This window comes from Aeromonas sp. S15(2024), from assembly GCF_041402265.1.
GTDB lineage: Bacteria > Pseudomonadota > Gammaproteobacteria > Enterobacterales > Aeromonadaceae > Aeromonas > Aeromonas dhakensis.
Genome location: NZ_JBGLQY010000001.1, coordinates 84,898 through 110,521, shown reverse-complemented (window position 1 = coordinate 110,521; position 25,624 = coordinate 84,898). Strand labels below are relative to the sequence as shown.

General features: G+C 65.0%; 25 protein-coding genes. 4 read left to right on the top strand and 21 right to left on the bottom strand.

All coding sequences use genetic code 11. The features are described 5' to 3' along the window. Positions 1-162: 162 nt before the first annotated feature. From ACB033_RS00540 to ACB033_RS00530, 3 genes are read left to right on the top strand one after another with little or no spacing between them, the layout of a single operon-like run. Positions 163-1,953, top strand: coding sequence for an assimilatory sulfite reductase (NADPH) flavoprotein subunit (locus ACB033_RS00540; protein ID WP_162519781.1), 1,791 nt, complete (start codon positions 163-165; stop codon positions 1,951-1,953). Further along, positions 1,953-3,665, top strand: coding sequence for an assimilatory sulfite reductase (NADPH) hemoprotein subunit (cysI, locus tag ACB033_RS00535; protein ID WP_139723875.1), 1,713 nt, complete (start codon positions 1,953-1,955; stop codon positions 3,663-3,665). Before ACB033_RS00540 ends, cysI begins: the two co-directional genes overlap by 1 nt. Then, positions 3,655-4,461, top strand: coding sequence for a phosphoadenylyl-sulfate reductase (locus ACB033_RS00530; protein ID WP_139723877.1), 807 nt, complete (start codon positions 3,655-3,657; stop codon positions 4,459-4,461). Before cysI ends, ACB033_RS00530 begins: the two co-directional genes overlap by 11 nt. Before the next feature lie 91 nt (positions 4,462-4,552). On the opposite strand, the gene proX is transcribed toward ACB033_RS00530, so the two are convergent. The 7 genes from proX to ACB033_RS00495 all read right to left on the bottom strand — a co-directional run bounded on the left by proX (position 4,553) and on the right by ACB033_RS00495 (position 10,892). Next, complete coding sequence (gene proX / locus ACB033_RS00525) at positions 4,553-5,554, bottom strand: glycine betaine/L-proline ABC transporter substrate-binding protein ProX (RefSeq protein WP_139723879.1); 1,002 nt, start codon at positions 5,552-5,554, stop codon at positions 4,553-4,555. Next, positions 5,551-6,705, bottom strand: coding sequence for a glycine betaine/L-proline ABC transporter permease ProW (proW, locus tag ACB033_RS00520; RefSeq protein ID WP_139723881.1), 1,155 nt, complete (start codon positions 6,703-6,705; stop codon positions 5,551-5,553). Before proW ends, proX begins: the two co-directional genes overlap by 4 nt. Then, a complete protein-coding gene (gene proV, locus ACB033_RS00515) occupies positions 6,702-7,898 on the bottom strand; it encodes a glycine betaine/L-proline ABC transporter ATP-binding protein ProV (RefSeq protein ID WP_139723883.1) in 1,197 nt (398 codons plus the stop codon). Before proV ends, proW begins: the two co-directional genes overlap by 4 nt. 514 nt (positions 7,899-8,412) lie before the next feature. Next, positions 8,413-8,907, bottom strand: a complete 495-nt coding sequence (folA, locus tag ACB033_RS00510) for a type 3 dihydrofolate reductase (RefSeq protein ID WP_017784135.1) — start codon at positions 8,905-8,907, stop codon at positions 8,413-8,415. Between the two features lie 24 nt (positions 8,908-8,931). Beyond that, the gene (locus tag ACB033_RS00505; protein WP_005297957.1) at positions 8,932-9,399 is read right to left on the bottom strand and encodes a threonine/serine exporter family protein; all 468 of its coding nucleotides are present in this window, start codon (positions 9,397-9,399) and stop codon (positions 8,932-8,934) included. Positions 9,400-9,517: 118 nt separating this feature from the next. Continuing rightward, entirely contained in the window at positions 9,518-10,315 is a 798-nt protein-coding gene (locus ACB033_RS00500) for a threonine/serine exporter family protein (RefSeq protein WP_005297956.1), read from the bottom strand. A 235-nt stretch (positions 10,316-10,550) separates the two neighbouring features. Further along, the gene (locus ACB033_RS00495; protein WP_005297955.1) at positions 10,551-10,892 is read right to left on the bottom strand and encodes a DUF3135 domain-containing protein; all 342 of its coding nucleotides are present in this window, start codon (positions 10,890-10,892) and stop codon (positions 10,551-10,553) included. A gap of 399 nt (positions 10,893-11,291) precedes the next feature. Between ACB033_RS00495 and mog the strand changes: the two genes are divergently transcribed. Continuing rightward, complete coding sequence (mog, locus tag ACB033_RS00490) at positions 11,292-11,822, top strand: molybdopterin adenylyltransferase (RefSeq protein ID WP_017766389.1); 531 nt, start codon at positions 11,292-11,294, stop codon at positions 11,820-11,822. 31 nt (positions 11,823-11,853) lie between these two features. Here the strand turns inward: mog and ACB033_RS00485 are convergent, their stop codons facing one another. From ACB033_RS00485 to ACB033_RS00420, 14 genes are all read right to left on the bottom strand, one after another. Further along, entirely contained in the window at positions 11,854-12,192 is a 339-nt protein-coding gene (locus ACB033_RS00485) for a DUF2541 family protein (RefSeq protein ID WP_017781065.1), read from the bottom strand. 164 nt (positions 12,193-12,356) lie between these two features. Beyond that, positions 12,357-13,583 (bottom strand): beta-ketoacyl-ACP synthase, encoded by a 1,227-nt coding sequence (locus tag ACB033_RS00480; RefSeq protein ID WP_139723888.1) that lies wholly within the window; start codon positions 13,581-13,583, stop codon positions 12,357-12,359. Then, positions 13,580-14,305, bottom strand: a complete 726-nt coding sequence (locus tag ACB033_RS00475; RefSeq protein ID WP_010633053.1) for a 3-ketoacyl-ACP reductase FabG2 — start codon at positions 14,303-14,305, stop codon at positions 13,580-13,582. The genes ACB033_RS00480 and ACB033_RS00475 overlap by 4 nt, the downstream gene beginning before the upstream one ends. A 9-nt stretch (positions 14,306-14,314) precedes the next feature. Next, entirely contained in the window at positions 14,315-14,776 is a 462-nt protein-coding gene (locus tag ACB033_RS00470; RefSeq protein WP_005297949.1) for a hotdog family protein, read from the bottom strand. After that, a complete protein-coding gene (locus ACB033_RS00465; protein WP_139723890.1) occupies positions 14,769-15,953 on the bottom strand; it encodes a beta-ketoacyl-[acyl-carrier-protein] synthase family protein in 1,185 nt (394 codons plus the stop codon). The genes ACB033_RS00470 and ACB033_RS00465 overlap by 8 nt, the downstream gene beginning before the upstream one ends. Beyond that, positions 15,950-16,507 (bottom strand): DUF3261 domain-containing protein, encoded by a 558-nt coding sequence (locus ACB033_RS00460; protein ID WP_094696049.1) that lies wholly within the window; start codon positions 16,505-16,507, stop codon positions 15,950-15,952. Before ACB033_RS00460 ends, ACB033_RS00465 begins: the two co-directional genes overlap by 4 nt. Beyond that, complete coding sequence (locus tag ACB033_RS00455) at positions 16,504-18,852, bottom strand: MMPL family transporter (RefSeq protein WP_139723892.1); 2,349 nt, start codon at positions 18,850-18,852, stop codon at positions 16,504-16,506. The genes ACB033_RS00460 and ACB033_RS00455 overlap by 4 nt, the downstream gene beginning before the upstream one ends. Positions 18,853-18,902: 50 nt before the next feature. After that, entirely contained in the window at positions 18,903-19,517 is a 615-nt protein-coding gene (locus ACB033_RS00450) for an outer membrane lipoprotein carrier protein LolA (protein WP_139723894.1), read from the bottom strand. After that, complete coding sequence (locus ACB033_RS00445) at positions 19,514-19,939, bottom strand: thioesterase family protein (protein WP_042007467.1); 426 nt, start codon at positions 19,937-19,939, stop codon at positions 19,514-19,516. Before ACB033_RS00445 ends, ACB033_RS00450 begins: the two co-directional genes overlap by 4 nt. A gap of 124 nt (positions 19,940-20,063) precedes the next feature. After that, on the bottom strand, positions 20,064-21,626 hold the full coding sequence (hutH, locus tag ACB033_RS00440; protein WP_139723896.1) for a histidine ammonia-lyase: 1,563 nt from the start codon (positions 21,624-21,626) through the stop codon (positions 20,064-20,066). After that, on the bottom strand, positions 21,613-23,316 hold the full coding sequence (locus tag ACB033_RS00435) for a glycosyltransferase (protein ID WP_371140278.1): 1,704 nt from the start codon (positions 23,314-23,316) through the stop codon (positions 21,613-21,615). The genes hutH and ACB033_RS00435 overlap by 14 nt, the downstream gene beginning before the upstream one ends. Continuing rightward, positions 23,313-23,669, bottom strand: a complete 357-nt coding sequence (locus tag ACB033_RS00430; RefSeq protein WP_021463849.1) for a hydroxymyristoyl-ACP dehydratase — start codon at positions 23,667-23,669, stop codon at positions 23,313-23,315. Before ACB033_RS00430 ends, ACB033_RS00435 begins: the two co-directional genes overlap by 4 nt. Next, positions 23,653-25,023 (bottom strand): AMP-binding protein, encoded by a 1,371-nt coding sequence (locus ACB033_RS00425; RefSeq protein WP_371140277.1) that lies wholly within the window; start codon positions 25,021-25,023, stop codon positions 23,653-23,655. Before ACB033_RS00425 ends, ACB033_RS00430 begins: the two co-directional genes overlap by 17 nt. After that, positions 25,020-25,607 carry a hypothetical protein gene (locus ACB033_RS00420; protein ID WP_193557952.1) on the bottom strand — a complete coding sequence of 196 codons (588 nt, stop codon included), beginning with the start codon at positions 25,605-25,607 and terminating at the stop codon, positions 25,020-25,022. Before ACB033_RS00420 ends, ACB033_RS00425 begins: the two co-directional genes overlap by 4 nt. Positions 25,608-25,624 lie beyond the last annotated feature (17 nt).

Genomic DNA, 25,624 nt, shown 5'->3' with positions numbered 1-25,624 from the left:
GCCCTTTATACCATGAGAACCCTGTCGACCTGCGTCGCCTTGCGGCCCTCTCCATCGCCTTTTTTAATGCAGTAATAGAATAAAAAAGACATTTTTATTCTTTGTTGTTATCCATCACACCCCTTAACCTGACCAAAAATCAGACCATGGAAGACGTGTGTGATGCAATTGAAGGACTCCCTGACCAACCTGACTCCCCTCTCTGACGAGCAGCAACGACTGCTGAGCCAGGCGCTATCGACCCTCAACACCCAGCAACTTGCTTGGGTGAGCGGTTATCTCTACGGTCTCTCCCAGGCGGGCAGCCAGCCGGCCGTGACCGGCGCAGCCGCCACTGCCCCTAGCGGCAATCTGACCATTCTCTACGGCTCCCAGACCGGCAACGCCAAGGGCGTGGCCAGCGCCATCAAGGCGCAGGCCGAGGCCCGTGGCCTGCCGGTGACCCTCACCTCCATGGCGGACTACAAACCCAAGCAGCTCAAGAAAGAGACCCACCTGCTGGTGGTAGTGAGCACTTACGGGGAGGGTGAACCGCCGGAGAGCGCGGTCGATCTGTACGAGCAGCTCAAGAAGGGCAAGATTGGCAAGCTGGAAGGGCTCAAGTTCGCCGTGCTGGGGCTGGGTGACAGTTCCTATGAATTTTTCTGCCAGACCGGCAAGGACTTTGACAGCCTGCTGACCAAGGCCGGCGCCGATCGGGTGCATGAACTCGCCAGCCTGGACGTGGATTATCAGGATGCCGCCAAGGCATGGGGCGAACAGGCGCTCAACGCCATCGCCGCCACCCTCTCTGCCGGCCCTGCCGGCAGCAGCGTAGCCAGCGCGGTACAGCAGGCTGTCGGCCACAGCCAGTACAGCAAGGAGAACCCCTTCCCGGCCAGGCTCTCGGTCAACCAGAAGATCACCGGTCGCGACTCGACCAAGGATATCCGCCATATCGAGATCAGCCTCGAAGAGTCCGGCATCCGCTACCAGCCGGGGGATGCGCTGGGCATCTGGTTTGACAACGATGCCGACCTGGTCGGTGAGGTCTTGGCGCTGGCTCATCTCTCCGGCGACGAGGCCACCGCCCGCGGCAGCCTGCGCGAGGTGCTCAGCCGCGAGCTGGAGCTGACTCGCTTGCACGGCGGCTTTATCACCGGCTTGGCAGAGATCTCGGATAACGCGGCGCTCAAGGATCTGGCCAGTGACAAGGCCCAGGTCAACGCGCTGGTGGCCAGCGCCCAGGTAGTGGATGTGCTCAAGCGCTTCCCGACCGCGCTCACAGCCGAACAGCTGATGGGCCTGCTGCGCCCGCTCACTCCCCGCCTCTACTCCATCGCCTCCAGCCAGAGCGAGGTGGAGGAAGAGGTGCACCTGACCGTCGGCGTGGTGCGCTACCCGCAGGAAGACGGCACAGTGCGCAGCGGCGCCGCCTCCTCCTATCTGGCGGACCGTCTGCCGGAAGATGCCGAGGTGCGGGTATTCGTGGAGCACAACGACAACTTCCGCCTGCCTGCTAACCCCGATACCCCCGTCATCATGGTGGGCCCGGGCACCGGCATCGCCCCCTTCCGGGCCTTCTTGCAGGAGCGGGAAGCGCAAGGGGCCGACGGCAAGAACTGGCTCTTCTTCGGCAACCCCCACTTTACCCAGGATTTCCTCTATCAGGTGGAGTGGCAGCGTTATGTGAAGTCGGGCCTGCTGTCGAAGATCTCCCTGGCCTTCAGCCGGGATCAGGCCAACAAGATTTATGTGCAGAACCGCCTGCGCGAGGCGGGGCTCGAGCTCTACCAGTGGCTGGAAGCAGGCGCTCACTTCTATGTGTGCGGCGACGCCAACCACATGGCCAAAGATGTGCAGGAAGCCCTGCTGGATGTGATTGCCGCACATGGCCAGAAGAGCCGTGAGGAAGCAGAAGAGTATCTGAGCGAATTGCGTCGTGCCAAACGTTATCAAAGGGATGTCTATTGATGAGCAAACAAGTTATTCCAGGACCGGTGGAAGGACCGCTGGCCGACAACGAACGTCTGAAACGCGAGAGCAACTTTCTGCGCGGCACCATAGAGCAGGATCTCAAGGACCCGCTCACTGGCGGCTTCAACGGCGACAACTTCCAGCTGATCCGCTTTCACGGCATGTATCAGCAGGATGACCGCGACATTCGCCCCGAGCGCGCCGCCCAGAAGCTGGAGCCCCTGCACAACGTCATGCTGCGCGCCCGCCTGCCCGGCGGCATCATCACCCCGGCCCAGTGGCTGGTGATTGACAAGTTTGCCGAGGAACACAGCCTGTACGGCAGCATCCGCCTGACCACCCGCCAGACCTTCCAGTTCCACGGGGTACTGAAGCGCGACATCAAGCTGATGCACCAGACCCTCAACAGCACCGGCATCGATTCCATCGCCACCGCTGGCGACGTGAACCGCAACGTGCTCTGCACCAGCAACCCGGTGGAGTCCGAGCTGCACCAGGAGGCCTACGAGTGGGCCAAGAAGATCTCCGAGCACCTGCTGCCCAAGACCCGCGCCTACGTGGAGATCTGGCTGGACGGCGAGAAGCTGGGGGATGACGAGGAGCCGATCCTGGGCTCCAACTACCTGCCGCGCAAATTCAAGACGACCGTGGTGATCCCGCCCCACAACGACGTGGACATCCACGCCAACGATCTCAACTTCGTGGCCATCGCCGAAGGTGGCAAGCTGGTGGGTTTCAACGTGCTGGTGGGCGGCGGTCTCGCCATGACTCACGGTGACACTACCACCTATCCGCGCAAGGCGAGCGACTTCGGCTTCGTGCCGCTCTCCCACGTGCTGGAGGTGGCGGCCGCCGTGGTCAGCACCCAGCGCGACTGGGGCAACCGGGTCAACCGCAAGAACGCCAAGACCAAGTACACGCTTGAACGGGTGGGGGTCGAGGCCTTCAAGGCCGAGGTAGAGAGTCGTGCCGGTATCCAGTTTGGGCCGGTTCGCCCCTACGAATTTACCAGCCGCGGCGATCGCTTCGGTTGGGTAGAGGGGATCGACGGCAAGCATCACCTGACCCTGTTTATCGAGAACGGCCGCCTGCTGGACTTCCCGGGCAAGCCCCTCAAGACCGGCATGCTGGAGATCGCCAAGGTGCATCAGGGGGATTTTCGCCTGACCGCCAACCAGAACCTCATCATCGCCGGCGTACCGGCCGGCGAGAAGGCCTGCATCGAAGCCATGGTCCGCCAGTACGGCCTGCTGGATGACGACGTGAGCGAGCAGCGCAAGCAGTCCATGGCCTGTGTGGCCCTGCCCACCTGCCCGCTGGCGATGGCCGAGGCCGAACGCATGCTGCCGGCGTTTGTCACCGACATCGAGGGGCTGCTCACCAAACATGGGCTGGCGGATGACGCCATCATCTTCCGGGTCACCGGTTGCCCCAACGGCTGCGGCCGCGCCATGCTGGCGGAAGTGGGTCTGGTGGGCAAGGCGCCGGGTCGCTACAACCTGCACCTGGGTGGCAACCTCGAGGGGACCCGCATCCCGCGCCTCTATCAGGAGAACATCACCGAGCCGCAGATCCTGGCCGAACTGGACGCCCTGATCGGCCGCTGGGCCAAGGATCGCAACCCGGACGAATGCTTCGGCGATTTTGTCATTCGCGCCGGCATCATAGCCCCGGTCATCGACTCCGCGAGGGACTTCTATGCAGCCTGAACAGACTGATACAGCCCGGCTGGCGCGCACCGCCGACGGTCGGCTCGACCTCGACGCCCTGCTGGCCTTGGGCCGGGAGGAGCAGGTCGAGGCGCTGGCCCCCCTCAACCGGGCGCTGGATGCCATGAGCGCCCCCGAGCGGGTGCGCTGGGCCCTGACCAACCTGCCGGGAGAGCATGTGCTGTCGTCGAGCTTCGGCATCCAGGCGGCGCTGATGCTGCACCTGGTGAGCCGCGAGCGGGCCGACGTGCCGGTGGTGCTGACCGATACCGGTTATCTCTTCCCCGAGACCTACCGCTTTATCGACGAGCTGACCGAGCGTCTCGCCCTCAACCTCAAGATCTACCGGGCCGCGCTCACCCCGGCCTGGCAGGAGGCCCGCTTCGGCCTCCTGTGGGAGCAGGGAGTGGAGGGGATCACCCGCTACAACCAGCTCAACAAGGTGGAGCCCATGGACCGCGCCCTGAGCGAGCTCGGCGCCCGCACCTGGTTTTCCGGCCTGCGCCGAGAGCAGTCAGGCAGCCGGGGCAAGCTGCCGGTGCTCGGCATCCAGCGCGGCCACTTCAAGTTCCTGCCGGTGATCGACTGGAGCAACAAGGACGTCTTCTACTACTTCAAGGAGTTCGACCTGCCCTACCACCCCCTGTGGGAGCAGGGTTACCTGTCGGTGGGCGACGTGCACACCACCACCAAGTGGGAGCCCGGCATGAGCGAGGAGCAGACCCGCTTCTTCGGCCTCAAGCGCGAGTGCGGCCTGCACGAGGAGAGTGGCGAGAGCGACGGCTCCGGCATCTGAGCCAGACGTTCCCCCCGCATGGCTCCCATAAAAAACGCCCGGCAACTGCCGGGCGTTTTTATTTGCGCAAAGAGCGAGCTACCGCCCCTCATTACCTGGCGGCGGCGCGCGCCTGATTCAGCCAGTCGTTTACCAGCGCCTCGTGGCCCTTGAGCCAGGCATCGGCGTGACGCTCCACATCCGCCGGCTTGTTCTGGCCCTTGTTCATCAGGCCGTTCTGCACGTTGATGTCATTGAGTGGCAGCTTGACGATGGAGAAGAGCTTGGCGGCCGCCGGGTTGGCCTCGGCGAACCGCTTGTTGGCGACGATGTGCATGGTGTTGACCGGGAAGCCGTAGTTCTTGCCGTTCGGCAGCCGGGTCTTGGCCGCATCAGGGCCATCGGCAGGCACCTGCAGCCACACCACATCCCGGCCGGGCACCAGCTCGCTGCTGAGCCAGTAGGGGGTCCAGGTGTAGTAGAGCACCGGCTTGCCGCTCTTGAAGCGAGCCTGGGTATCGGCGATGAGCGCCGCATAGTTGCCCTGCTTATGGGTGACGGTGGGGGTCAGCCCGAACTCGGCCAGATGGCGGTTGATCGCCTCTTCGCAGCCCCATCCCGGGTTGCAACCGATGAGATCAGCCTTGCCGTCGCCATCCCCGTCAAACAGCGCAGCCAGCTTGGGATCCTTGAGCTGCCCCAGGTTGGTGATGCCATAGCGGGTCGCGGTCTGCTTGTCGATGAGATAACCCTGGGCGGCCCCGGCCACATAGGTGCCCTCACGGAAGAACACCTTGTCACCCCCCGCCTGCTCATATTTGTTGTTCTGCAGCGGTATCCAGTTGAAGGCCAGAAAAGTGCCATCCCCCTGTGCTACCGAGGCGTAAGCCACGTTGTAGTCCACCTCCTGAGCCGGCAGGACGTCATAGCCGAGGCGCGCCATCAGCTTGCTGACCAGCAGGGTCTGAAAGCTCTCCTCCGGCAAGGAGCTCTGCAGGGGCTGAACGCGACCCCCCTCCCCCGGCAGCTCGGTGCTGGCCATGGCGAACGGGCCGAACAGCTGGGCGCTCAGCAGCAGGGAGCCCAGGGTCAGCCTTTTGGTGATGAGTCTCATGCATTTACTCCTTTGTAATCGATTGGCTTGTCGCGACCGAGCAGGCGCAGCAGCAGGGCGGCGGGGCCGCGCTGATACCAGCGACCGGTACGGCTGCGATCCGGCTGTCCCATCGCCTGGGTCAGGCGGTCAAGCACGATGGCCAGCAGCACTATGCCGAGGCCGCCGATGGAGGCGAGCCCCATGTCGAGCCGGCCGATGCCACGCAGCACCATCTGGCCGAGCCCCCCCACCGCGATCATGGAGGCGATCACCACCATGGAGAGCGCCAGCATCAGGGTCTGGTTGACCCCGGCCATGATGGTGGGCATGGCGAGCGGCAGCTGTACCTTGAACAGCAGCTGGGAGGGGCTGGCACCGAACGAGTGGGCCGCCTCCACCAGATCGGCGGGCACCTGGCGAATGCCCAGCATGGTGAGCCGGATCATGGGCGGCAGCGCAAAGATGACGGTCACCACCACCCCGGGCACGTTGCCGATGCCAAACAGCATCACGATGGGGATGAGATAAACAAACGCCGGAGTGGTCTGCATGGCATCCAGCAACGGCCGGGTCCAGCGTGACAGTCGCTCGCTCCGCGCCAGCAGGATACCGGCCGGCAACCCGAGCAAGACGCAGAAAAAGAGCGAGGTCAGCACCAGCGACAGGGTCACCATGGCATCGGACCAGGCGCCGATCAGACCCACCATCACCAGCGAGGCCAGGGTCCCCAGCGCCATGCGGACGTTCACTAGTTGCCAGGCGATCAGGGTCAGCAAGCCGATCATCAGGGTGGAGGGCACCGTCTGCAGCAGATGGGTCATGCCGTTCAGGGTCAGCTCCACCGGCGCGCGGATCAGCTGGAACAGCGGTCGCAGGTTCTCCACCAGCCAGCCGATGCCACCCTCGACCCAGCTGTCCAGTGGCACCAGCGCCTGCTGGAAGGGATCCAGCCAGTCGACTGAGGCTGTGGTGTCCACCGTCTCGATCTTGTTCTGCCAGTCAGTGGCGGCGGTGGCGGTATCGCTCCAGGGATCGGCCACCTCGGTGGCACTGGAAGCCGTGGCGCCCCAGGGGTCGGTCGCCACCTCATCGGCACGCAGGGAGGGGCTCGCCAGCAGCACCAGGGCCAGCAGCCCGCTCAGTAAAAAATGGGGATTCATCCGCTTCATGCCGGGGTACTCCTGTCCAGGGTGTTCAGCAGGTTGGCCTTGGAGATGAGGCCCAGATAAGTGCCATCCTCCTCGACCACGGGCACCTGACAGGGGGCGGAGGCCACCTGGCTGATCAGTTCGTTGAGGGCGGTGTCCGCCAGGATGGGCTGGATGTCCGCCAGCAGCGCCTGCTCCAGGCTGCCTTTGGCCCTGACCGCCTGACCGAGCGACTCCACCGAGACGACCCCGATGAAGCGGCGCCGGCGATCCACCACGTAACCGAACTCCCGCTCCTGCTCCTTGAGCTGGCGCAGGGCGTTGCCCGGCCCGTCGGTGGTGTGCTTCTTGATAAGCGGCATCTGCTTGCGGCTGGCCACGTCGCGGGCGCTGAACACATGGGCCAGATCCACCCCGCGAAAGAAGGCGCGCACATAGTCGTTGGCGGGCTGGTTGAGGATCTCGTCCGGGGTGCCGACCTGCACCAGCTGGCCGTCCTGCATGATGGCGATGCGATCGCCGATGCGCATCGCCTCATCCAGATCGTGAGAGATGAAGACGATGGTGCGCTGCTGGCTGGCCTGCAGCTTGAGCAGCTCATCCTGCATCTCGGTTCGGATCAGTGGATCCAGCGCCGAAAAAGCCTCGTCCATCAGCAGGATATCGGGGTCATTGGCAAGGGCACGGGCCAGCCCGACCCGCTGCTTCATGCCGCCGGAGAGCGCATCGGGGAAGGCATCGATCCACGGCCCCAACCCCACCTGCTGCAGTGCCTGGCGGGCGCTCTGCTGACGTTCCGCCAGCGGCACCCCGGCCAGCTCCAGCCCGAAGGCGGTATTTTCCAGCACGCTCAGGTGCGGCATCAGGGCGAAGGACTGGAATACCATGCTGATCTTCTTGCGCCGCACCTGACGCAGCTCGCTGTCGGAGATGGCGGCAATGTCCTCGCCATCGATCAGCACCTGGCCGCGGCTCGGCTCGATCAGCCGGTTGAAGAGACGCACCAGGGTGGATTTGCCCGAGCCGGAGAGGCCCATCACCACGAAGATCTCCCCTTCGTCGATGGCCAGATTGACATCCTGGACCCCCAGGGTCTGCCCGGTTTTTTGCAGTATGCTGGCGCGGTCATGGCCTTTGGCCAGCAATTTGAACGCTTTTTCCGGCTGATCGCCGAAGATTTTGTAGAGTGATTTGACCTCGAGTTTGACTGTCATATTGTCCTTTTTTCTTGGCCGACGGGCTGCCTGGCAAACCGTCGAACGTGAGCCAATTACTTTTAACCCTAAGCAATTAACAACAAAAACAAAAGAACCATAAGAGTCTCAACAAAAGGATTAATTTTTAATTTATTGATTTTTAAAGACTATTTTAAGGCATAAAAATGCACTCAGGTGTAATGAAACCCTGTCATTCCAACCGAACAGATAAATATAATCCCATCAAAATCAACGATTGACAGGTATGTGACGCGAGAAAAGCAGAGCAATAATGGGAGGGAAAAGGAGGGAACATGTCTCTCATTAGCGGGTCAACACATTTAGTTACAACACTAACCATAATGTTGTCATTCGCTGCCTCACTTCCACTGTGAAATAGAGGCCTGAGGTGTGCCGTGTCCACACTATGGCACATCGCTATATCTGGGCATTCAATCCCTGTCCCGGACAGCAAAAAGGCCCCTTGTGCAACACAAGGGGCCTTTCATCAACCGGGGCAATCCGCCAGCCGTCAGCGCCGCTGCCAGGTCTCGAAGCGGTAGGGGTAAGCATTACGTTCATCCGCAGGATGAGATTCTTCTTCCAGCAGTTCCCAGTCGGTATGATCCAACACAGGAAAATGGGCATCCCCATCAACTTCAAGTTCAATCTGAGTCAGATAGAGGCGTTCTGCCCTAGGTAGCAGCTGTTCGAAAAGATGCCCGCCGCCAATAACCATAAGTTCTTCCACTGAGTCTTCACGACCTAATAACTCTAATGCAGAACTAACAGAATCAATCACTTCTACACCATCAACCCGGTAATCCGGGTTGCGGCTGATCACCAGATTGCGGCGCCCGGGCAGCGGCCGCCCGATGGATTCAAAGGTCTTGCGACCCATCAACACCGGTTTACCGAGAGTGATCCGCTTGAAGTGGGCCAGATCCGCCGGCATATGCCATGGCATCTGGTTGTCCTTGCCGATCACGCGATCGTGGGCCACGGCGGCAATCATGGAAATCTTCACGGTATCAGCCTCTCACTTCACCATTCATATAATGGGGCGGTTACGATACACGACCAGGGACGGGATCGCTAGACCGAAACTCAAAGCCCCCACGATAAACAGCGCCTTGAGGCCGTTCTCCACCGCGCTCTGGATAAGCTCCATGGTCACCCCGGAGATATTGAGCTCCACCACCGCGATCATCGCCTTGAAGGCGTAGCTGCCCGGGATCATGGGGATGATGGAGGCGACGCTGAACACAGGGCGCGGCGCCAGCAGCCGGCGCGACCAGTAGACGCAGACAAAACCGACCGTGGTCGCCGCCGCCAGGGTGGCCCACTCGATGGGCATGCCATGGTGAATGAGCAGGGTGCGCAGGCTGTGAGCCAGGGCGCCGCCCATGGCGCAGTACTTCAACATCCGTGGTGGCACGTTGAACAACATGGCAAACCCCACCGCCGGAATGGCCGACCAGAAGGCGTCCTTGGCCAGCAGCCAGAGCAGATCCATCATGGCACCCTCCCCCAGCTTCCGGTCACCGACATGGCGAGAATAATCCCGATATGGTTCCGCGCGCTGATGGGTAGCCGGTTTGCCCCGAGCAACAGAGTCGATACAACGTCAAAGCTCTTCATACCTTCCACCCCCAGATACCGGTCACCGACATGGCGAGAATAATCCCTATCGCCGCGCTGATGGTGAGCAGGGTCGCCGTGCCCCAGCGGGCCAGCCCCATGTTGAAGTAACCCTTCACCATGTCGGAAACCGCATTGATGAGCGGAAAGCCCGGCACCAGCAGCAGTACGCTGGCCGCCATGGCGAGATAGGGCTGGGCCCCCCAGTTGAAGAAGGTCGCGCTGGAGGCTAGCAGGGTGGCGATAAAGCCGGTGGTGGCAAAATTGATGAGGGGGCTGTGGTGATGACGCGCCATCAGCTGGCGTGCCCGCATGGCGACCGAAGCCGAGAAGCAGGTCACCAGGAAGATGGGCCAGTCACCGCCAAACAGCAGACTGAAGGCACCGCAGGAGAGCCCCACCATGGGCACCACCAGCCAGGGGTGATAGTGAAACGGTACTATGGCCTCCAGGCGCTGACGCACTTCCCGCGCGCCGATCAGATCCTTCTCCGCCATGATGCAGATACGCTGGATCTCGCACACCACCTGCATGTTGATGCCGTGCTCGCGCACCCGTCGGGTGGTGGTGACGCAACTGCCCTGATAGAGGCTGGTGAGCACGATGGCGCTGGAGGAGATGGCCATCTCGACGCTCTCCAGCCCGAGCGCCATGCCGAGCCGGACCGTGGTCTGCTCTATGATGCGACTCTCGGCGCCGAACTGGGCCAGCATCTGGCCCACCTTGACGATGATCCGGGTGATCTCCGTCTGCTGTTCCCGCGACAGCACCCGCCTTGGTGTGATACTTCTCATAATCCCTTCGAGTCGTAGCAAATTAAAAAAGTGTCGCCATGTTAGCCTAACTATCGGCGCCGTTCATCTACACATATCACGCCAATAAACAAACTCAAATAAAATAAAAAGCGACACAAAAATACATCAAATAGATTACAAATCACGCCAAACTGTTCAACGCCAGTCAGATAGCTTCACCCGGAAACCACCAACAATAATGGGAATATATTAAAGTAACTCACCCGAAATAATATTATTTTTTCTTGCGATAATAATCGCTGAAATAGAGGATATTGTTCTCTTTATATTCCGGTAGCGGCTCGACATAATCAGGATTATTGAGCTGAACCATTTCACAGCGCATGGAATAAAAGGAGTCGTGCATCATGGCGGCAATCCGGATGCAGCTGTCCATATTGTTCTTGGCCAGCTGGCGCTGACAGTCGATGCGAAATTGCAGGCCGCGCAGGCGCATTTGCTGCTGCGGACTGACCCTGTCTATCAGCCCTTCTATCTCTTGCTGAAGCAACTCGTCGAGCCGCTCGGGCTCCGCCACCGCCAGCCGTTTCAAGGTATCAAAATCAGGCAACTCCATATGCCCTCCCGCGGCCAGCCGCTGCATGGTGATACTCAAACAACAACAATCGGTTCATATTTTCACCAATCGCTTCAGGTGTTATATAAGCCGAACCCCGCTGCGGTTCAATCCATGAGACCGGCTTTCCCCTCCAGCTGCGCCAAAAGATGACGACGCAGCGAAAACCCGACCCGGTTATTCGTTATGGATCAAGCGATTATTCCTGAATATCGATGGCGGGTTCGTTTATACATTTTTGGCACGGCAATATGCCGATGTTATGTCTTATTGAAAGGAAGCGGCCAATATAGTTTGCCATTTGACGCTCGCCTTCGCGCCGCGATCTGGCTGGTTTAACATATCTTGCTGATTATGTTATTTTATTTGCCACTTTATCGCGGCAACCAAGAGCAGACCATGAGCAAGGCAAGAATCGGTATCGTCACCGTCAGCGATCGCGCCAGTGCGGGCATCTACGAAGACCTGTCCGGCAAGGCCATCATCGACACCCTGAACGCCTATCTGACCTCGGAATGGGAACCCCTTTATGAGGTGATCCCCGACGAGCAGGAGCAGATCGAGGCAACTCTGATCCGGCTGGCGGACCAGGAGCGGTGCAGCCTCATCGTCACCACAGGTGGCACAGGGCCGGCCAAGCGGGATGTTACCCCGGAGGCGACCGAGGCGGTGTGCGATCGCATGATGCCAGGCTTTGGCGAGCTGATGCGGGCCGAATCCCTCAAGTTCGTGCCGACCGCCATCCTGTCGCGCCAGACCGCCGGCCTGCGCGGCAGCTCGCTCATCGTCAACCTGCCGGGCAAGCCCAAGTCCATCCGCGAATGTCTGGATGCGGTCTTCCCCGCCATCCCCTACTGCATCGATCTGATGGAAGGCCCCTATCTCGAGTGCGACGAGGCCGTCATCAAGCCGTTTCGCCCGAAGAAATAAAAGCTGGGCGGGGATTTGCCCCGCCCTTTGCTTATTTGCGGCCGTACACCTTGACCCCGGCCCGACTCCCTTCCGAATTGCCGTATACCTCGATCCGCTTGATGCAGAGCCGGCTGCCGAGGGATTTCCACTCCGACTCCTGATCCTCTCTCAGCTCCTTGCCGAAATAGAGGGTCTTGCTGCGATCATTGCCATAAAACACCTTGACCCGCTCCAGGGTTAATTCCCGCCCAGCCTTGACCATGATGGATTTGGTCGGCCGGCAGGCGAGCATGGGGATGATGGCGGGATGATCGCCGACCCCGAGCAGAATGGTCTTGCCCAGCCGAAATTCATCATCGGCCATGGCCGGGGCGGCCAACGCCCACAACAAGGTGGATAACAGAACGCCCTGAATGACGCGCAGACGCTTGGTGGAAAAAGAAAAAGCAGATAACACAGACATGATGCCTCCCGAAAAAAACGGGGGGCATATTAATTCATCAAGGCTAAACCCAACCTGTACCGGTGCCCTGCCAGGCAGGGCACCGACACTCAGGACCAGCGCTTGAAGATGAGGGAGGTGTTGATGCCGCCGAAGGCGAAGTTGTTGGACATCAGGTACTCCACCGCCAGCGTGCGACCGCTGCCCACCACGTGATCGAGCGGAGCGCAGGCCGGATCCGGCTCGGTCAGGTTGATGGTGGGGGCAAACCACCCCTCCTGCATCATCTCCAGCGCCAGCCAGGCCTCGATGGCGCCGCAGGCCCCCAGGGTATGGCCGAAGTAGCTCTTGAGGGACGAGATGGGGGTGCGGTCGCCGAAGATGGCGGCGGTGGCGTGACTCTCGGCGATGTCGCCGCGCTCGGTGGCGGTGCCGTGGGCGCTGATATAGCCGATATCCTCAGGCTGGAGCCCGGCCTGGGCCAGCGCCATCTCCATGCAGAGCTGCATGGTCTCCTGCTGGGGCTGGGTCACGTGGGCGGCATCGCAGTTGGTGGCAAAGCCCACCAGCTCGGCGAGGATGGTGGCACCGCGCGCCTGCGCATGCTCCAGCTCCTCCAGCACCAGGGTGCCGGCCCCCTCGCCTATCACCAGTCCGTCCCGCTGTCGGTCGAACGGACGCGGCGCCAGCTCCGGGTTGTCGTTCATCTGGCTGGTGGCAAACAGGGTATCGAATACCACGGCCTCCGACGGGCAGAGCTCCTCCGCCCCGCCAGCCACCATCAGGGTCTGGTAGCCGTGCTTGATCGCCTCAAAGGCGTAGCCGATGCCCTGGCTGCCGGAGGTACAGGCGCTGGAGGTGGGAATGACCCGCCCGCGCAGGCCGAAGAACAGCCCGGTGTTGACCGCCGCCGTGTGCGGCATCATCTGCACATAGGTGGTGGCCGTGATGCTGGCGGTGCTCTTGTCGTTGAGCATGACCCCGAAGGCGCGAATGGGGTCCGTGCTGCCGGTGGAGGAGCCGTAGGCGATGCCGGTGCGCCCGTCGGTGAGCACCGGGTTGTCCAGCAATCCCGCCTGCGCCAGCGCCAGCTCGGTGGCGACGGTGGCAAGCGCCGAGACCCGCCCCATGGCGCGGGTCTTCTTGCGCGGATAGTGGGCCGGCAGCGTGAAGTCCGGAATGGGGGCCGCCAGCCGGGTGTTGAGACCGTCGTAGATGGCCCACTCCGGCATGTTCACCACCGCATTGCTCCCCGCCTGCAGGCGGGCTCGCACACTCGGCCAATCCTGCCCGAAGGCCGTCACCCCGGCCATGCCGGTGACTACGACTCGCTTCATACCATGCCTCCGTTGATGGAGATGACCTGGCGCGTGACATAGCCGGCGATGTCGGACATCAGATAGGAGACCAGACCGGCCACCTCGTCAGCCTGCCCCATCCGCTTGAGCGGAATGATCTTCATCGCCTCCGCCTTCACCTCCTCGTCCACCATGCCGGTGTCGATGAGGCCGGGGGCCACGCAGTTGACGGTGATCTTGCGCTTGGCAAGCTCGAGGGCCAGCGCCTTGGTGGCCCCCATGATGCCCGCCTTGGCGGCGCTGTAGTTGACCTGGCCCCGGTTGCCCATCAGCCCGGACACCGAGGAGATGGTCACGATGCGCCCGCCCCGGCGCAGGCCGATCATCGGCATGATGCAGGGCTTGAGCAGGTTGTAGAAGCCGTCCAGGTTGGTGTGCAGCACCCCGTCCCACTCCTCGTCGGTGAGGGCGGGAAAGGCGCCGTCACGGATGATGCCGGCGTTGCAGACCACGCCGTAATAGGCGCCGTGCTCGGCCATGTCGGCCTCCAGCCGCGCGCGGCACCCCTCGCGATCGGCGATGTCGAACTGGAGCAGACGCCCCTGCCCGCCGGCCGCCTGCAGGCTGGCCAGGGTGGCTTCGGCACCGGCCCGATCGCTGTGGTAGTGCACCACGATGGAAAAACCGTCGGCCGCCAGCTTGAGGGCGATGGCGCGGCCTATCCCCTTGCTGGCGCCCGTGACCAATACGCTAGAGATCATGAAGCTTCCTCAGGCTAACAAATCGGACAATTCGCCGGGGCTCGGCTGATAGGTGGAGAGCCGCGCCTGGGCGCACTCCTCCCCCTCCAGCAGGATCCGGCAATCAAAACTGGCCATGCCGCCGTCTTGCAACAGGCAGCACGCCTCTATGGTGAGCAGGCTGCCGGCCATGAAGGCGGGGCGCAGGCAGCGATACTTGCGACTGCCGAGCAGCATGCCGATGCGCACCGGCTCACCGCGCAGGCGCCCCTGCATGCCGGCCCAGGCGGCGATGGTCTGGGCCATCAGCTCGATGCCGACCCAGCCGGGCAGATTGCCCTCCCCATCCAGCAGCAGGGCATGGCGGGCACCGATGCGGGTCTCGCAGCGCGCCTGCTGGGCATCCGCCGCGCAGAGCCGGTCCAGCAGCAGCATGGGGGCCTGGTGGGGCAGCAGGGTCTCGATGGCGGGCAGTGAACCTGACTCATTCATGGTGAACGCTCCCAAACAGCAGGCTGACATTGTTGCCACCGAAGGCAAAGGAGTTGGAGAGCACCCGGGGCGCCGCCAGTGGCACCTCGCCGCTCACCAGCCGGATGGGGGCCAGCGCCGGATCCGCCGTGGCCACCCGCTGGGGCGGCAGCGGCAGAGCGCGCTCCAGCAGCAGGCAGGCGAGCGCGGCCTCGATGGCTCCCGCCGCCCCCAGGGTGTGACCGGTGAGCGGCTTGGTGGAGCTGCAGGGCACCTCGGCACCAAACAGCCGGTGCACCGCCTGGCTCTCCATGGCGTCGTTGAGGCGGGTGGCGGTGCCGTGCAGGTTGACGTAGCCCACCTGCGCCGGCGTCAGGCCCGCCTGGGCCAGTGCCATGCGCATGGCCGCCTCGGCGCCGACACCCTCTGGATGGGGCGCCGAGATGTGCCAGGCATCGGAGGACTCCCCCGCCCCCAGCAGGGCCAGCGGCGCAGGCGTGCGGCTCAACAGAAACAGCGCCGCCCCCTCGCCGATGTTGATCCCCTGGCGCGCCTCATCAAAGGGCTGGCAGCGCGCACAGCTGAGGGACTCCAGGCTGTCGAAGCCGTTGAGGGTGAGCCCGCACAGGCTGTCGGCACCGCCCACCAGCACGGCGTCTGCCAGTCCGGCCGCCAGCAGCCGCTGGCCGCTGATGAAGGCGCGCGCGCTGGAGGAGCAGGCGGTGGAGATCGTCCAGGCCGGCCCGCTCAGGCCGAGGTGGCGGGCCAGAAATTCCGACGGTGAGCCCAGCTCCTGCTGACGATAGTCAAACTCGGAGGGCACGGCCTCCCCGCGCCGGGCGGCGGCCACCGCCAGCTCGGCCTCGCCGATCCCGGCGGTACTGGTGCCAAGCACCAAGCCGACACGGTCGCAGCCAAAGGTGGCTAGCGCCTCATCGAGGGCGGGCCGGATCTGGGCCAGCGCCGCCAGCAGCAATTGGTTGTTGCGCGAGGCGTAGGGGGCCAGCGCCGCCGGGATGGCCGGCAACTCCCCTTCCACCCGCCCGACCGGAGTCAGCCGGCCATCCAGCAGCGGCGTCCGGTGGCGATCCAGCGGGCTGATGCCCTCTCTCTGCCAGGCCAGCAGCGCCTCGGCGCTGGCATCACGCCCCGTCCCCAGCGCCGAGACGAGGCCATAGGCGGCGATATAACAGCTCATTGGCTCAGGGTCTCCAGTTGCAGGCGGTAGTTGAACACGTGTTGCAGCAGGCCGACCGGCTCGCGCACGCCGTCGGCGTCGCGATAGCGGATCTCGGTGACCAGAGTGCCATCGGGGGCGCGCAGCCGGCGCAGCAGCCCCTCGTCACGCAGCGTCCAGCCCGGCGGCAGTTGCGGTTGCCAGCTGGCCAGCGGCCAGTAGCAGAGCATCACGTCCGCCAGCACCTGGCTCACCGGTGGCATGCCGCTGGTGAGCAGCGGGCTGAGCTGGCGGGTCTCGATGCCCTGCTGGTCATAGCGCACCAGGAACAGCCGTACCCCGCTCGGGGTCAGCCCCACCAGGGTCAGCTGGTGGCCGTCGGCCTCCAGCACCGTCATCAGCTGGTGGTTGCTCTCCCCCACGCTGGCGGTCAGCAGTTGCTGGCGATAGAAGGGGGCGGCCAGCACGGGGGCCGGCAGCGTCATGACGGTCCCCTTGTCGAGATAGGCGGTGGGGGTCGGCTGGCTGCTGCAACCGGTCAGCAGCAGGACGACGAACACGAACAAGGCTTTCATGATGAGGTTGGCTCCCGGCCATGTGGCCCCGGCAACTGCGGTCGCACCCGGTCCAGTACCAGGGGCGAGAGCAGGAAGGCGGTAAAGATACCGCCGCTCAGCACCAGACCAAAGCCCGCGATGGCGGGGGTGTGACTCAGCGCCAGCAGACCGAAGGCCAGCTGGGTGGTGAGGTTGGCCAGCAGGATGGCGAGCAGGGTGGAACTCTGGCGCGCCACCCCGCTCCCGCTGTGGGCGAAGAAGAGGCCGTAGTCGATGCCGATGCCGAAGATGAGGCTGAGCGCCAGCACCCCGAACAGGGTGAGCGGCTGGCCGCAGGCGGCGAGCAGCGCCAGCCCCATGGCCAGCGCAATCAGGTTGACCAGCAGCACCCGGGCAGCTCGCGCCGCCCCCATCCGCCGCCATAGCAGCAGGGCCACCAGCGCGATGGCCACCGACAGCAGCTCCGCCAGCTTGATGCGGTAGTGGGCGAACAGCTGGCTCCACTGGCTGCGCTGATCCTGCCAGTAGACCCCAGGCTCGGCCGCCGCCAGCGCCGTCAGGGCACTCTCGTCTTCCACCCCCACCAGCGGCACCCAGATGGCAACGCGGCCATCCGCCAGGGCGTGCCACAACAGGCGACTCCCCTCGCTGACCGGGCTGGCCAGCCAGGCGGCCGGGGTCAGCCAGTGGGGCTCGCGCACGGGCGGCTGCAGCGGCAGGCCGGCCGCCTTGAGCCGGCTCACCACCTCGGGCAACAGGGCCCGGATGGCGGCGGCATCCTCATGCTGGCGTGCCAGCGAGGGCAGCCAGCGGGCAAGCGAGACGAACTCCTGCAGCGCACCGCGCTGTTGCAGCTCGGCCAGCCGGCCATCAAGCCGCTCCAGCCGTTGCAGTGCATGCTCGCCGTCCGCTCCCGTCACCAGCAAGCCCTGCATGCCCCCCTGCTGGCCGGTGAGGGCCTGGATCCGCTGCTCCTGCCCCTGCAGCGCCACCGGCAGAGGCTGCAGCCGGCGGATGTCGTCATCCACCTGCAACCGGCTGATGCCGAGGGCAGCCAGCAGCAGGCAGCAGAGCGGCAGACCGATGCGCAGCAGCGGGCGTTGCTGCCAGGCCAGCAGCCAGCCCTGCAACCAGCGCTGGCCCCGCAGCGGCCTTGTCGGCAGCGGGCCGGCCCAGCGCGGAAACAGGCAAAGCACCGTGATGAAGGCACTGAACAGCCCAGCCAGCGCGCACACCGCCAGCTGCTGCAAGCCGGGGAAGGGGGCGAACCAGAGCAGGCCATAGCCGATCAGGGTGGTCAGCACCGCGAGCGACAGGCTCGGCAGCAACTTGAGCCGGGTCTGATGCGGTGTCTCGTCGTCGCCGTGCAGCCGCCGCTCACACAGAAAGTGGATGGCGTAGTCGATGGCGATGCCGATGAGGCTGCTGCTGATCACCAGGGTGAAGACGTGGATCTCGCCAAACAGGATGAGCACTGCGCCGAGCCCCCACATCAGCCCTACGCCGATGGGCAGCAGGGAGAGCAGCAGTGCCCGGGTGGAGCGAAACACACCCCAGATGAGCAGGATGACCCCGACCATGGAGCCCAGCCCTATGGTGGAGATGTCCTGCTGGGCCAGCTGGCTGGCGTGCTGGCTGTAGAAGAGGGTGCCGCGGCGCAGCAGCTCGGCGCCGGGATAGGCCTCGGCGAGGCGCTGCTCGGCCCCGGCCAGTTCGCTCAGCAGCGCCTGGTTGCGCTGGATGTCGAAGGCGGAGAGATCCAGCTCGGCGCGCACCATGTACCAGTCGCGCCCCGCCTTGTCCCGGCTCACCAGCCAGCCCTCCTTGAGCTGCATGGGGCCGCGGGCCTCGGCCAGCACCCCGGCCCGGGTCAGCAACAGAGGGTCGCTCTGCCACTCGGCGCGGGAGACACCGCCGAAAGGGGAGTAGATCTGGCCGAGCACCCACTGGCTCCACCCCTCGGCCCCCCCGGCAAGCCGGGCCCGGCTTGCCGGATCCAGCCGCTGCCAGGCCAGCTCGTGCAGATAGCGCTGCCAGGCGGGGGCCAGCTCGGGCTGATACCCCTTGATGCGGGACAAGGCAGGCAGCTCGCCGAGCTGCTGCGCCCAGAAGGTGGCGGCCGCGCGCCCGTCCTGGCCGGCGGGCAGGCTCAGCAGCCAGACCAGCTGGCGGTCGAGCTGCTGCAGCAGCCCCTGCTGCAGGGCCGGGTCCAGATCGCTGCGGGACTCGTGGGGCAGCAGATCCATCAGGCTGGTGTTGATGCGGCTGTGGGGCAGCTGCCAGGCAAGCACAGCCGCCAGCAGCAGGCAGAGCCCGATCCAGAGGGTCCCGAGCCGGCGCCAGGTGGTTTCAGCGTGCAGCAAGGTGGGCTCTCCTCGTCCCGGCGGGAGCGATTCGCTGGCGCAGCGGGATACTAGTGGACAGCAAAGCGGGCCTGCTCCTCAGGGGTCAATGGCAGGGGGCGCTCGCGCCAGTCGCTGAAGCGGATGCGGGTGCTGTCACCCTGCTTGTCGGCGATAAGCAGCTGATCCAGCTGCCCCTGCCCGCTCAGGGTGAGGCTGGCAAACACCTTGTCGAGCGGCGCCAGGGTCGGCACCAGCACCAGCTGCCAGCCATCCTCCGTGCTGTGAAAGTCGATGCTGAAGTAGCGACCCAGGGTCGCCTCATCCGAGCCGAACAGCGCCAGCAGCATCTGGCTGAACTCCAGCAGCTGGGGGTTGTCGATGACGGTGGCGGGCTGGCCCGCCATCTGCTGCACCATGCGCGTCGGCGTCAGGACAAGGGTCAGCGGGAAGGGCTTCTGCTGCTGCCACCAGAGCCCCAGATCGCGCACCAGCAGCAGCTCGCCGGAAGCCTTGAGCGGCTGGCTCAGCCCCGCCACCTGCTTCTCCTGCTCGAAGCGGGCCTCCTTGGCCTGACTCAGGGCGAGCAGCTGCTGCACCTCGGCCCGGCTCAGAGGCGCCGCCTGCAGCGGCCATGTCAGCAACAGGATCAGACCGGCCAGCAGCGGCCTTGTCAGCCGGTTCATTGGCTCACCCCCAGCTTGTCCAGCAGCACCTGGGGCGAGGCCAGACACATCTCGCCGCTCGCCTTGCTCACCGCCACCTGGATGCTGTAACCCTTGCTGGTGCGGGTGCCGCTCACGGCGTCGCTCAGCAGGTAGTCGATCTTCAAGCGGTTCTGGTACTCGGTCAGGGTGGCACGCACCCGCACCCGCTGGCCGAAACGCAGCGGTGCCAGGTACTTCATCCGGGTGTCGATGATGGGCCAGAGGTAGCCGGAGGCCTCCATCTGCGGATAGTTGTAATCGATGAGATCGAGCAGGGCACAGCGGGCCAACTCGATGTAGCGAAAGTAGTGGCCATGCCAGGCGACCGCCATCATGTCCACGTCGTGGAACGGGATGGTCACTTCGATCTCAGCGCTGATCTGCCAGGGTTCATTCTGCATGGGTTGTCTCATAGGGAATGCCCCTGCCAGAGCGACACAACCACCCAGTCCACGCCGTGGAACGGGATAGTCACTTCTATCTCGGTGCTGATCTGCCAGGGTTCAGGCGTAGTCTGGATACGGCTCATAGTGAAGAGTCCTGATAGAGGGGATAGTTGCGCTGGCGAATACGGGCGATCAGCGCCCTCAGCTCGGGCTCGAGCCCCCGGTCTTCCAGCAGCGGGGCAAACTCGGCCCGCACCTCCGTGACCATGGCGGCCAGCGCCGAGCCGAGCGGGCGGGTGAAGGGGGTGGGCCGGGCGAGGCGCAGCTCCACTCCCTGCACCGCCGCCAGCAGGCAGGCGGCCGCCACCTGCTCGGTCAGGGTCAGCACCCGCAGCGCATCCCGCGCCGCTATGGTGCCCATGCTCACCTTGTCCTGGTTGTGACACTCGGTAGAGCGGGAGAAGACGCTGGCGGGCATGGTCTGCTTGAGCGCCTCCGCAGTCCAGGCCGAGACGCCGATCTGCACCGCCTTGAAGCCGTGGTTGATCATCTGCCGCCCATCCGGCGCGCCGGAGAGGTTGCTCGGCAGGCCGCCGTTGAACTTGGTGTCCACCAGCTGGGCCAGTTGGCGATCCAGCAGGTCGGCCAGGTTGGCGACGGCCGCCTTCATGCTGTCCATGGCCATGGCGATGTGACCGCCGTAGAAGTGGCCGCCGTGCATCACGTGCTCCTCTTCGCCGTCGATCAGCGGGTTGTCGTTGGCGCTGTTGAGCTCGTTTTCGATGAGCTGGCGCCACCAGGGCAGGCTGTCGGCCACCACCCCGATGACGTGGGGCGCGCAGCGCAACGAGTATCTGTCCTGCAGCCGATCGCTGTGGCGCGGCAGCTCGCCGGCCACCAGATCCTCTCTCAACCAGGCCGCGACCCCTTGCATGCCGGGGTGGGGCTTGGCGGCAAACAGCCGCTCGTCGAAGTGGAAGGCGTTGCCCCCCATGGCGACGCTCACCAGGGCGGTGATCCGGGTCGCCAGCCGCATCAGGTAGTCGGTGCGGGCATAGGCGAGGCAGGCCAGCGCCGTCATCACCGAGGTACCGTTCATCAGCGCCAGCCCCTCTTTCGGCCGCAGGGTCAGGGGGGTCACCCCCAACTCCCGATAGACCTCGGCGGCGGGGCGCAGCACACCATCATGATGAAGCTCGCGCTCCCCCACCAGCACGGCGGCGACGTAGGAGAGCGGGGTGAGATCGCCGCTGGCGCCCACCGATCCCTCTTCCGGAATGCGCGGCACCAGATCCTGCTCCAGCAGCCAGCAGAGGCGCTCGAGCAGGGCCGGGCTGACCCCGGAGACCCCCTGTGCCAGCGAGCAGAGCCGGGTGGCGAGCACGGCGCGCGCGGCATCGAGCTCGAGATCCGCCCCCAGCCCGCAGCCGTGAAAGCGGGTCAGGTGCAGCGGCAGCTCGGGCACCAGCTCGGTTGGCACCGGCCGGGTAACCGAATCGCCGTAGCCTGTGGTCACCCCGTAGATGACCCCCTCTTCGGCCAGCAGCCGGTCGAGAAAGTCGGCGCCCCGCTGGATGCGGGCCATGAAGGCGGGATCCGGGTTCAATGCGGGGGTGGCACGGCGTTCGGCCAGGGCCACCACGTCTTCGATGGTCAGCGGCTTCGCGCCGAAGACAACCCTGCTCATCTCACTCTTGTTCATCGGTCAGCTGCCAGAAATCAAAAAAGTTGAACCAGTCCAGCGGGGCGCGCAGGCAGTGGTGCTGCAGGCGATCGGCATAGGCCTGTACCCGGGACGCGAGAATCTGTTGGCGCCCCTGCCGCGGCAGGGGCTGGCCGTCGGCAAAGGGCTCGAAATGCACCCGAAAGCGCCCCTGCTCCTTGAGGCCGAACATCAGGTAGACGGAGCAACCCAACACGCTGCTGAGCACGAAGGGGCCAAGGGGAAAGGGCGCCGGCGCGCCGAGGAAATCGGCCCAGATCACCCGCTTCTCCCGGGTCACCGAGGTGCGATCGCCGACGATCACCACCCACTCTCCCTGCTCCAGCTTCTCCTTGAGCAGGATGGCGGTATCGGCCCCCAGCTCCTGCACCTGGATGAGATTGAGGTGCGAATCCGGGTTGATCTGCTTGAGCAGGGCGTTGAAGCGGGCCGCGTGGCGGGTGAACACCAGCGCATTGATGCGCAACCCCTGCTTGCGACTGCCAAGGGCCCGGCACAGCTCGAGATCGCCAAGGTGGGAGCCCAGCAGCAACACTCCCTTGCCGCTGTTGATGGCGGCCTGGTAGTGCTCAGCCCCCACCAGTTCAACCTGCTGCTCGGTGATATCTCCGCGCCAGCCCGCCAGCTTGTCGAGGGCCGCCTCGCCAAAACGCAGGAAGTGGCGAAAGCTCGATCTCGGCTCGGCGGGCAGCGCAACGCCTTGCGCGCTGGCGAAGGCCTCGAGCCGGGCCAGATAGGCTTGGGATGCCTCCCGCTGAGCGCGGCCAGTCAGCCAGAAGTAGCCGATGACCGGATAGAGCAGCAGGGAAAACCCGCGCCGCCCCAGCAGGCGGTAGCTGGCCAGCATGATCTGCATCCCGAGCAATGAACCCCGCTCCGGGGTGCGCGACCAGTGGGTACGCCGCTCGCGCCACAGCCGGGTCAACCGGGCGCCCAAGCGGGCGGGCCAGCGGCAGAGGCGCAGCAGCAGATCCCACAGCAGGCGGCACACCAGCCGGGTGTGCATCCAGGAGATGTCGAGGTTGTCGCGAAAAAGCCGGAAGTGGGAGCGACCGTCGACGGGATAGATGACCCGGGTCGGCACGAAGCGCATCGGCACCCCGGCCCAATGGAGGCGCACCATCACCTCGGTGTCAAAATCCATCCGCCGGCCGAGGGCCACCCGCTCCAGCAGGGCGCAGGTGGACGCCAGCGGATAGACCCGAAAGCCGCACATGCTGTCCTTGATGGCGAACGACAGCGTCTCGATCCAGACCCAGACATGGGTGATGTATCGGCCGTAGAGGCGCCCCTTGGGCACGGAGTCGTCGTAGAGCGGGCGGCCGGAGACGAGCGCCGCCGGGTGCTGGCGCGCCTCCGCCAGCAGGGCCGGCAGATCCGCCAGATCGTGCTGGCCGTCGGCATCCACCTGCAGGGCGTGGCTGAACCCCAGCTCATGGGCGCGGCGCAGCCCCGTCATCACGGCGCCCCCCTTGCCCTGGTTGTGGGGATGGCGCAGCAGGCTGACCCAGGGGTGCTGGGCGGCCAGCGCATCGAGCGCGGCGGCGGCGACGGGCTCGCTGCCATCGTCGACCAGCAGGCAGGGCAGCTTGAATTCGGCCAGCCGCGCCAGTACGGCGGCCAACGGACCGGCATGGTTGTAACAGGGAATAAGAAGGCAAGGGTTCATGGGGTCAGCCGCACCCGACCGCTGCTCGCCGGCTCATCGTCGAGCAGATAGCTGAAGAGAAGCAGCCCCTTGTCCGCCTGCCACTGCAGGCTCAGGCTGCACTCGGCCCCGGGGCGCAGCGGGCGCTGGAACTTGAGCTGATCCACCCCGTGAAACGGCTGCGTGAGATTGAGCCGGCTGGCGGCGTAGTGCATCACCCAGTGGATCTGGGTCACCCCGGGCAGCAGAGGCGCACCGGGAAAGTGCCCTGCAAACCAGGGCAGTGCGGGATCGAGTCGCAGCCGCAGGCGCACGCCATCGGCCAGCACCTCGCAACCCAGCTCGGTTGGCAGCGTGTCAGCGGACAGGCTCATCGAACAGCTCCTTGAGTTGTGACCAGGGGCGCTTGCCCTGGGCGTTGACGGGCATCAGCACGACCCGGCGCACGCTGCGCGGCAGGGCGACCGGCTCGAGCCAGGGGCGCAGCTGCTGGCGCAGGGCCAGCAGGAAGCGCCCCTGACCGAGCTCGTCCCAGCGGGCGGCCCCCAATTCGCTTAGCACCAGCACGGCGCCGAGGATCTGGCGCTGGCCCTGCTGCAGCGGCAGCACGGCGGCCGACTCCACCTCCGCCAGGGCCTGCAGGCGCGCCTCCACCTCGTCGAGGGAGATGCGCTTCTCCTCCAGCTTGACGATCCTGTCCTGGCGCCCCAGCAGTTCGAAACCCTCCCCGTGCAGGGCGATGCGATCGGCGCAGGCCAGCCAGTCGTCCTCTGCCAGGAAGGGGGAGCGCAGCAGCAGCCCCTGCTCCGGGCCGACCCGCACCTCGACCCCGGGCAGCGCCGTCCAGGGGGTCTGCTCCTGGTGGCGCTGGCGCCAGCCGATGCCGCCGGTCTCGCTGCTGCCGAAGATCTCTACCGGCAGCTGACCGAGCAGCGCCCGGGCTTGCCGGGCATCTTCCAGCTGCAGGGGACCGCCGGAGGAGACGATCAACCGGCAGCCGGTGGCGGGCATGGCCGGATCGAGCCGGCTCAGAAACGCAGGGGAGGCGATCAGGCACCAGGGGGCGCCTTGCGCCGCCAGCTGCTCCGGGTAGTCGATGGTGCGGCGATCGAACGGGCGGCCGAGGACCAGCGGCAGCAGGATGCGAAACAGCAGGCCGTAGATGTGCTGGTGGCTGACGCTGGCCAGCACCCGGGCATCGGCCAGCCGCTCGCCCCACAGCGCCATCTGTACCCGCAGCTCGGCCTCCAGCTGGGGCCAGGCCTTGGGGATCGCCTTGGGCTCACCGGTGGAGCCGGAGCTGAACAGGGTGATATCCAGGCGCACAGGCGCAAGATCTCCGTGTGCGGCATCCAGCCCCTCGTGGGCATCGGCCAGCGGCAGCCTGAGCTGAGGCACGGTGAGTGCCGCACCCGGCAGCTCGGAGTCGGTGAGCAGGCCGTCAAACTGGCTCTGCAGTTCCTGCAGGCCGGCCAGCCGCTGATGACCCGGCAGAATAGCCTGATAGCCGCCGAGGGCGCAGGCAAGCAACGCTTGCGTGAACAGCAGGCTGTCGTCGAAGCAGAGCGCCCAGCGCGCGCCTGGCCGGCCGGCGCCGTCATGACGGGCCATGGCCCTGGCCAGTTGCAGGCTGGCGCGGCGCAGCTCGGCCAGGGTCACCTCCCCCTGCGGGCCGAAGGCCACCGGCTGGGCACCATCGCGCTGCCAGAGGGTTTGCAGCAGGCTCATGGGGTCAGCCTCTTGAGCAGGCGGCGACGCACCAGATACTCAGCCCCCATCAGGCCGCCCATCAGGAGGTAGCTGACGAGGCCGTTGTAGAGGCTCCAGAGCGCCAGATCCCCGTGCCAGATGGTGAAGGCCGCCAGGGCGCCGTTGATGACGAAGAAGCCGCACCAGACCTGGGTCACCCGCCGGGTGTAGCCGATGGCCGCCGCCGGCAAAGCGGGATCCTGCAAGCGGGCCAGCCGCTCCACCAGGCTCATGGGGCGGGTCAGGCTCCAGCCAAACAGGCACAGCAGGCAGAGGCTCACCGCCAGCGGGTAGTAGAGCAGCCAGTGCCGGGCACTGAACAAAGCGGAGAGCAGGGTCAGCCCCAGCCCGATGCAGGCCAGCAGGCGCCCCAGCCAGAGCCACTCCGGCAAGGGGCCGAGCCGGACCCGCCCCTTGATCAGGCCGGGCAAGAGTCGCAGCGAGAAGATGAGCAGCAAGCCGAGCAGCAGCGGGGTCTGACCGGCATGGGTCAGCCCCCAGTAGACCGCCAGCGGGTAGAGCAGCAGGGCACCACCGGCCAGCCAGGAGAGCCAGCGCATCATGGCAGGGCAAACACCGG

What these genes read in the sequence shown, in the direction of transcription:
- ACB033_RS00540 (WP_162519781.1), top strand. Translation starts at nt 163, where the DNA reads ATGCAATTGAAGGACTCCCTGACCAACCTGACTCCCCTCTCTGACGAG.
- cysI (WP_139723875.1), top strand. Translation starts at nt 1,953, where the DNA reads ATGAGCAAACAAGTTATTCCAGGACCGGTGGAAGGACCGCTGGCCGAC.
- ACB033_RS00530 (WP_139723877.1), top strand. Translation starts at nt 3,655, where the DNA reads ATGCAGCCTGAACAGACTGATACAGCCCGGCTGGCGCGCACCGCCGAC.
- proX (WP_139723879.1), bottom strand. Translation starts at nt 5,554, where the DNA reads ATGAGACTCATCACCAAAAGGCTGACCCTGGGCTCCCTGCTGCTGAGC.
- proW (WP_139723881.1), bottom strand. Translation starts at nt 6,705, where the DNA reads ATGAAGCGGATGAATCCCCATTTTTTACTGAGCGGGCTGCTGGCCCTG.
- proV (WP_139723883.1), bottom strand. Translation starts at nt 7,898, where the DNA reads ATGACAGTCAAACTCGAGGTCAAATCACTCTACAAAATCTTCGGCGAT.
- ACB033_RS00505 (WP_005297957.1), bottom strand. Translation starts at nt 9,399, where the DNA reads ATGATGGATCTGCTCTGGCTGCTGGCCAAGGACGCCTTCTGGTCGGCC.
- ACB033_RS00500 (WP_005297956.1), bottom strand. Translation starts at nt 10,315, where the DNA reads ATGAGAAGTATCACACCAAGGCGGGTGCTGTCGCGGGAACAGCAGACG.
- ACB033_RS00495 (WP_005297955.1), bottom strand. Translation starts at nt 10,892, where the DNA reads ATGGAGTTGCCTGATTTTGATACCTTGAAACGGCTGGCGGTGGCGGAG.
- mog (WP_017766389.1), top strand. Translation starts at nt 11,292, where the DNA reads ATGAGCAAGGCAAGAATCGGTATCGTCACCGTCAGCGATCGCGCCAGT.
- ACB033_RS00480 (WP_139723888.1), bottom strand. Translation starts at nt 13,583, where the DNA reads ATGAAGCGAGTCGTAGTCACCGGCATGGCCGGGGTGACGGCCTTCGGG.
- ACB033_RS00475 (WP_010633053.1), bottom strand. Translation starts at nt 14,305, where the DNA reads ATGATCTCTAGCGTATTGGTCACGGGCGCCAGCAAGGGGATAGGCCGC.
- ACB033_RS00470 (WP_005297949.1), bottom strand. Translation starts at nt 14,776, where the DNA reads ATGAATGAGTCAGGTTCACTGCCCGCCATCGAGACCCTGCTGCCCCAC.
- ACB033_RS00465 (WP_139723890.1), bottom strand. Translation starts at nt 15,953, where the DNA reads ATGAGCTGTTATATCGCCGCCTATGGCCTCGTCTCGGCGCTGGGGACG.
- ACB033_RS00460 (WP_094696049.1), bottom strand. Translation starts at nt 16,507, where the DNA reads ATGAAAGCCTTGTTCGTGTTCGTCGTCCTGCTGCTGACCGGTTGCAGC.
- ACB033_RS00450 (WP_139723894.1), bottom strand. Translation starts at nt 19,517, where the DNA reads ATGAACCGGCTGACAAGGCCGCTGCTGGCCGGTCTGATCCTGTTGCTG.
- ACB033_RS00445 (WP_042007467.1), bottom strand. Translation starts at nt 19,939, where the DNA reads ATGCAGAATGAACCCTGGCAGATCAGCGCTGAGATCGAAGTGACCATC.
- hutH (WP_139723896.1), bottom strand. Translation starts at nt 21,626, where the DNA reads ATGAACAAGAGTGAGATGAGCAGGGTTGTCTTCGGCGCGAAGCCGCTG.
- ACB033_RS00435 (WP_371140278.1), bottom strand. Translation starts at nt 23,316, where the DNA reads ATGAACCCTTGCCTTCTTATTCCCTGTTACAACCATGCCGGTCCGTTG.
- ACB033_RS00430 (WP_021463849.1), bottom strand. Translation starts at nt 23,669, where the DNA reads ATGAGCCTGTCCGCTGACACGCTGCCAACCGAGCTGGGTTGCGAGGTG.
- ACB033_RS00425 (WP_371140277.1), bottom strand. Translation starts at nt 25,023, where the DNA reads ATGAGCCTGCTGCAAACCCTCTGGCAGCGCGATGGTGCCCAGCCGGTG.
- ACB033_RS00420 (WP_193557952.1), bottom strand. Translation starts at nt 25,607, where the DNA reads ATGATGCGCTGGCTCTCCTGGCTGGCCGGTGGTGCCCTGCTGCTCTAC.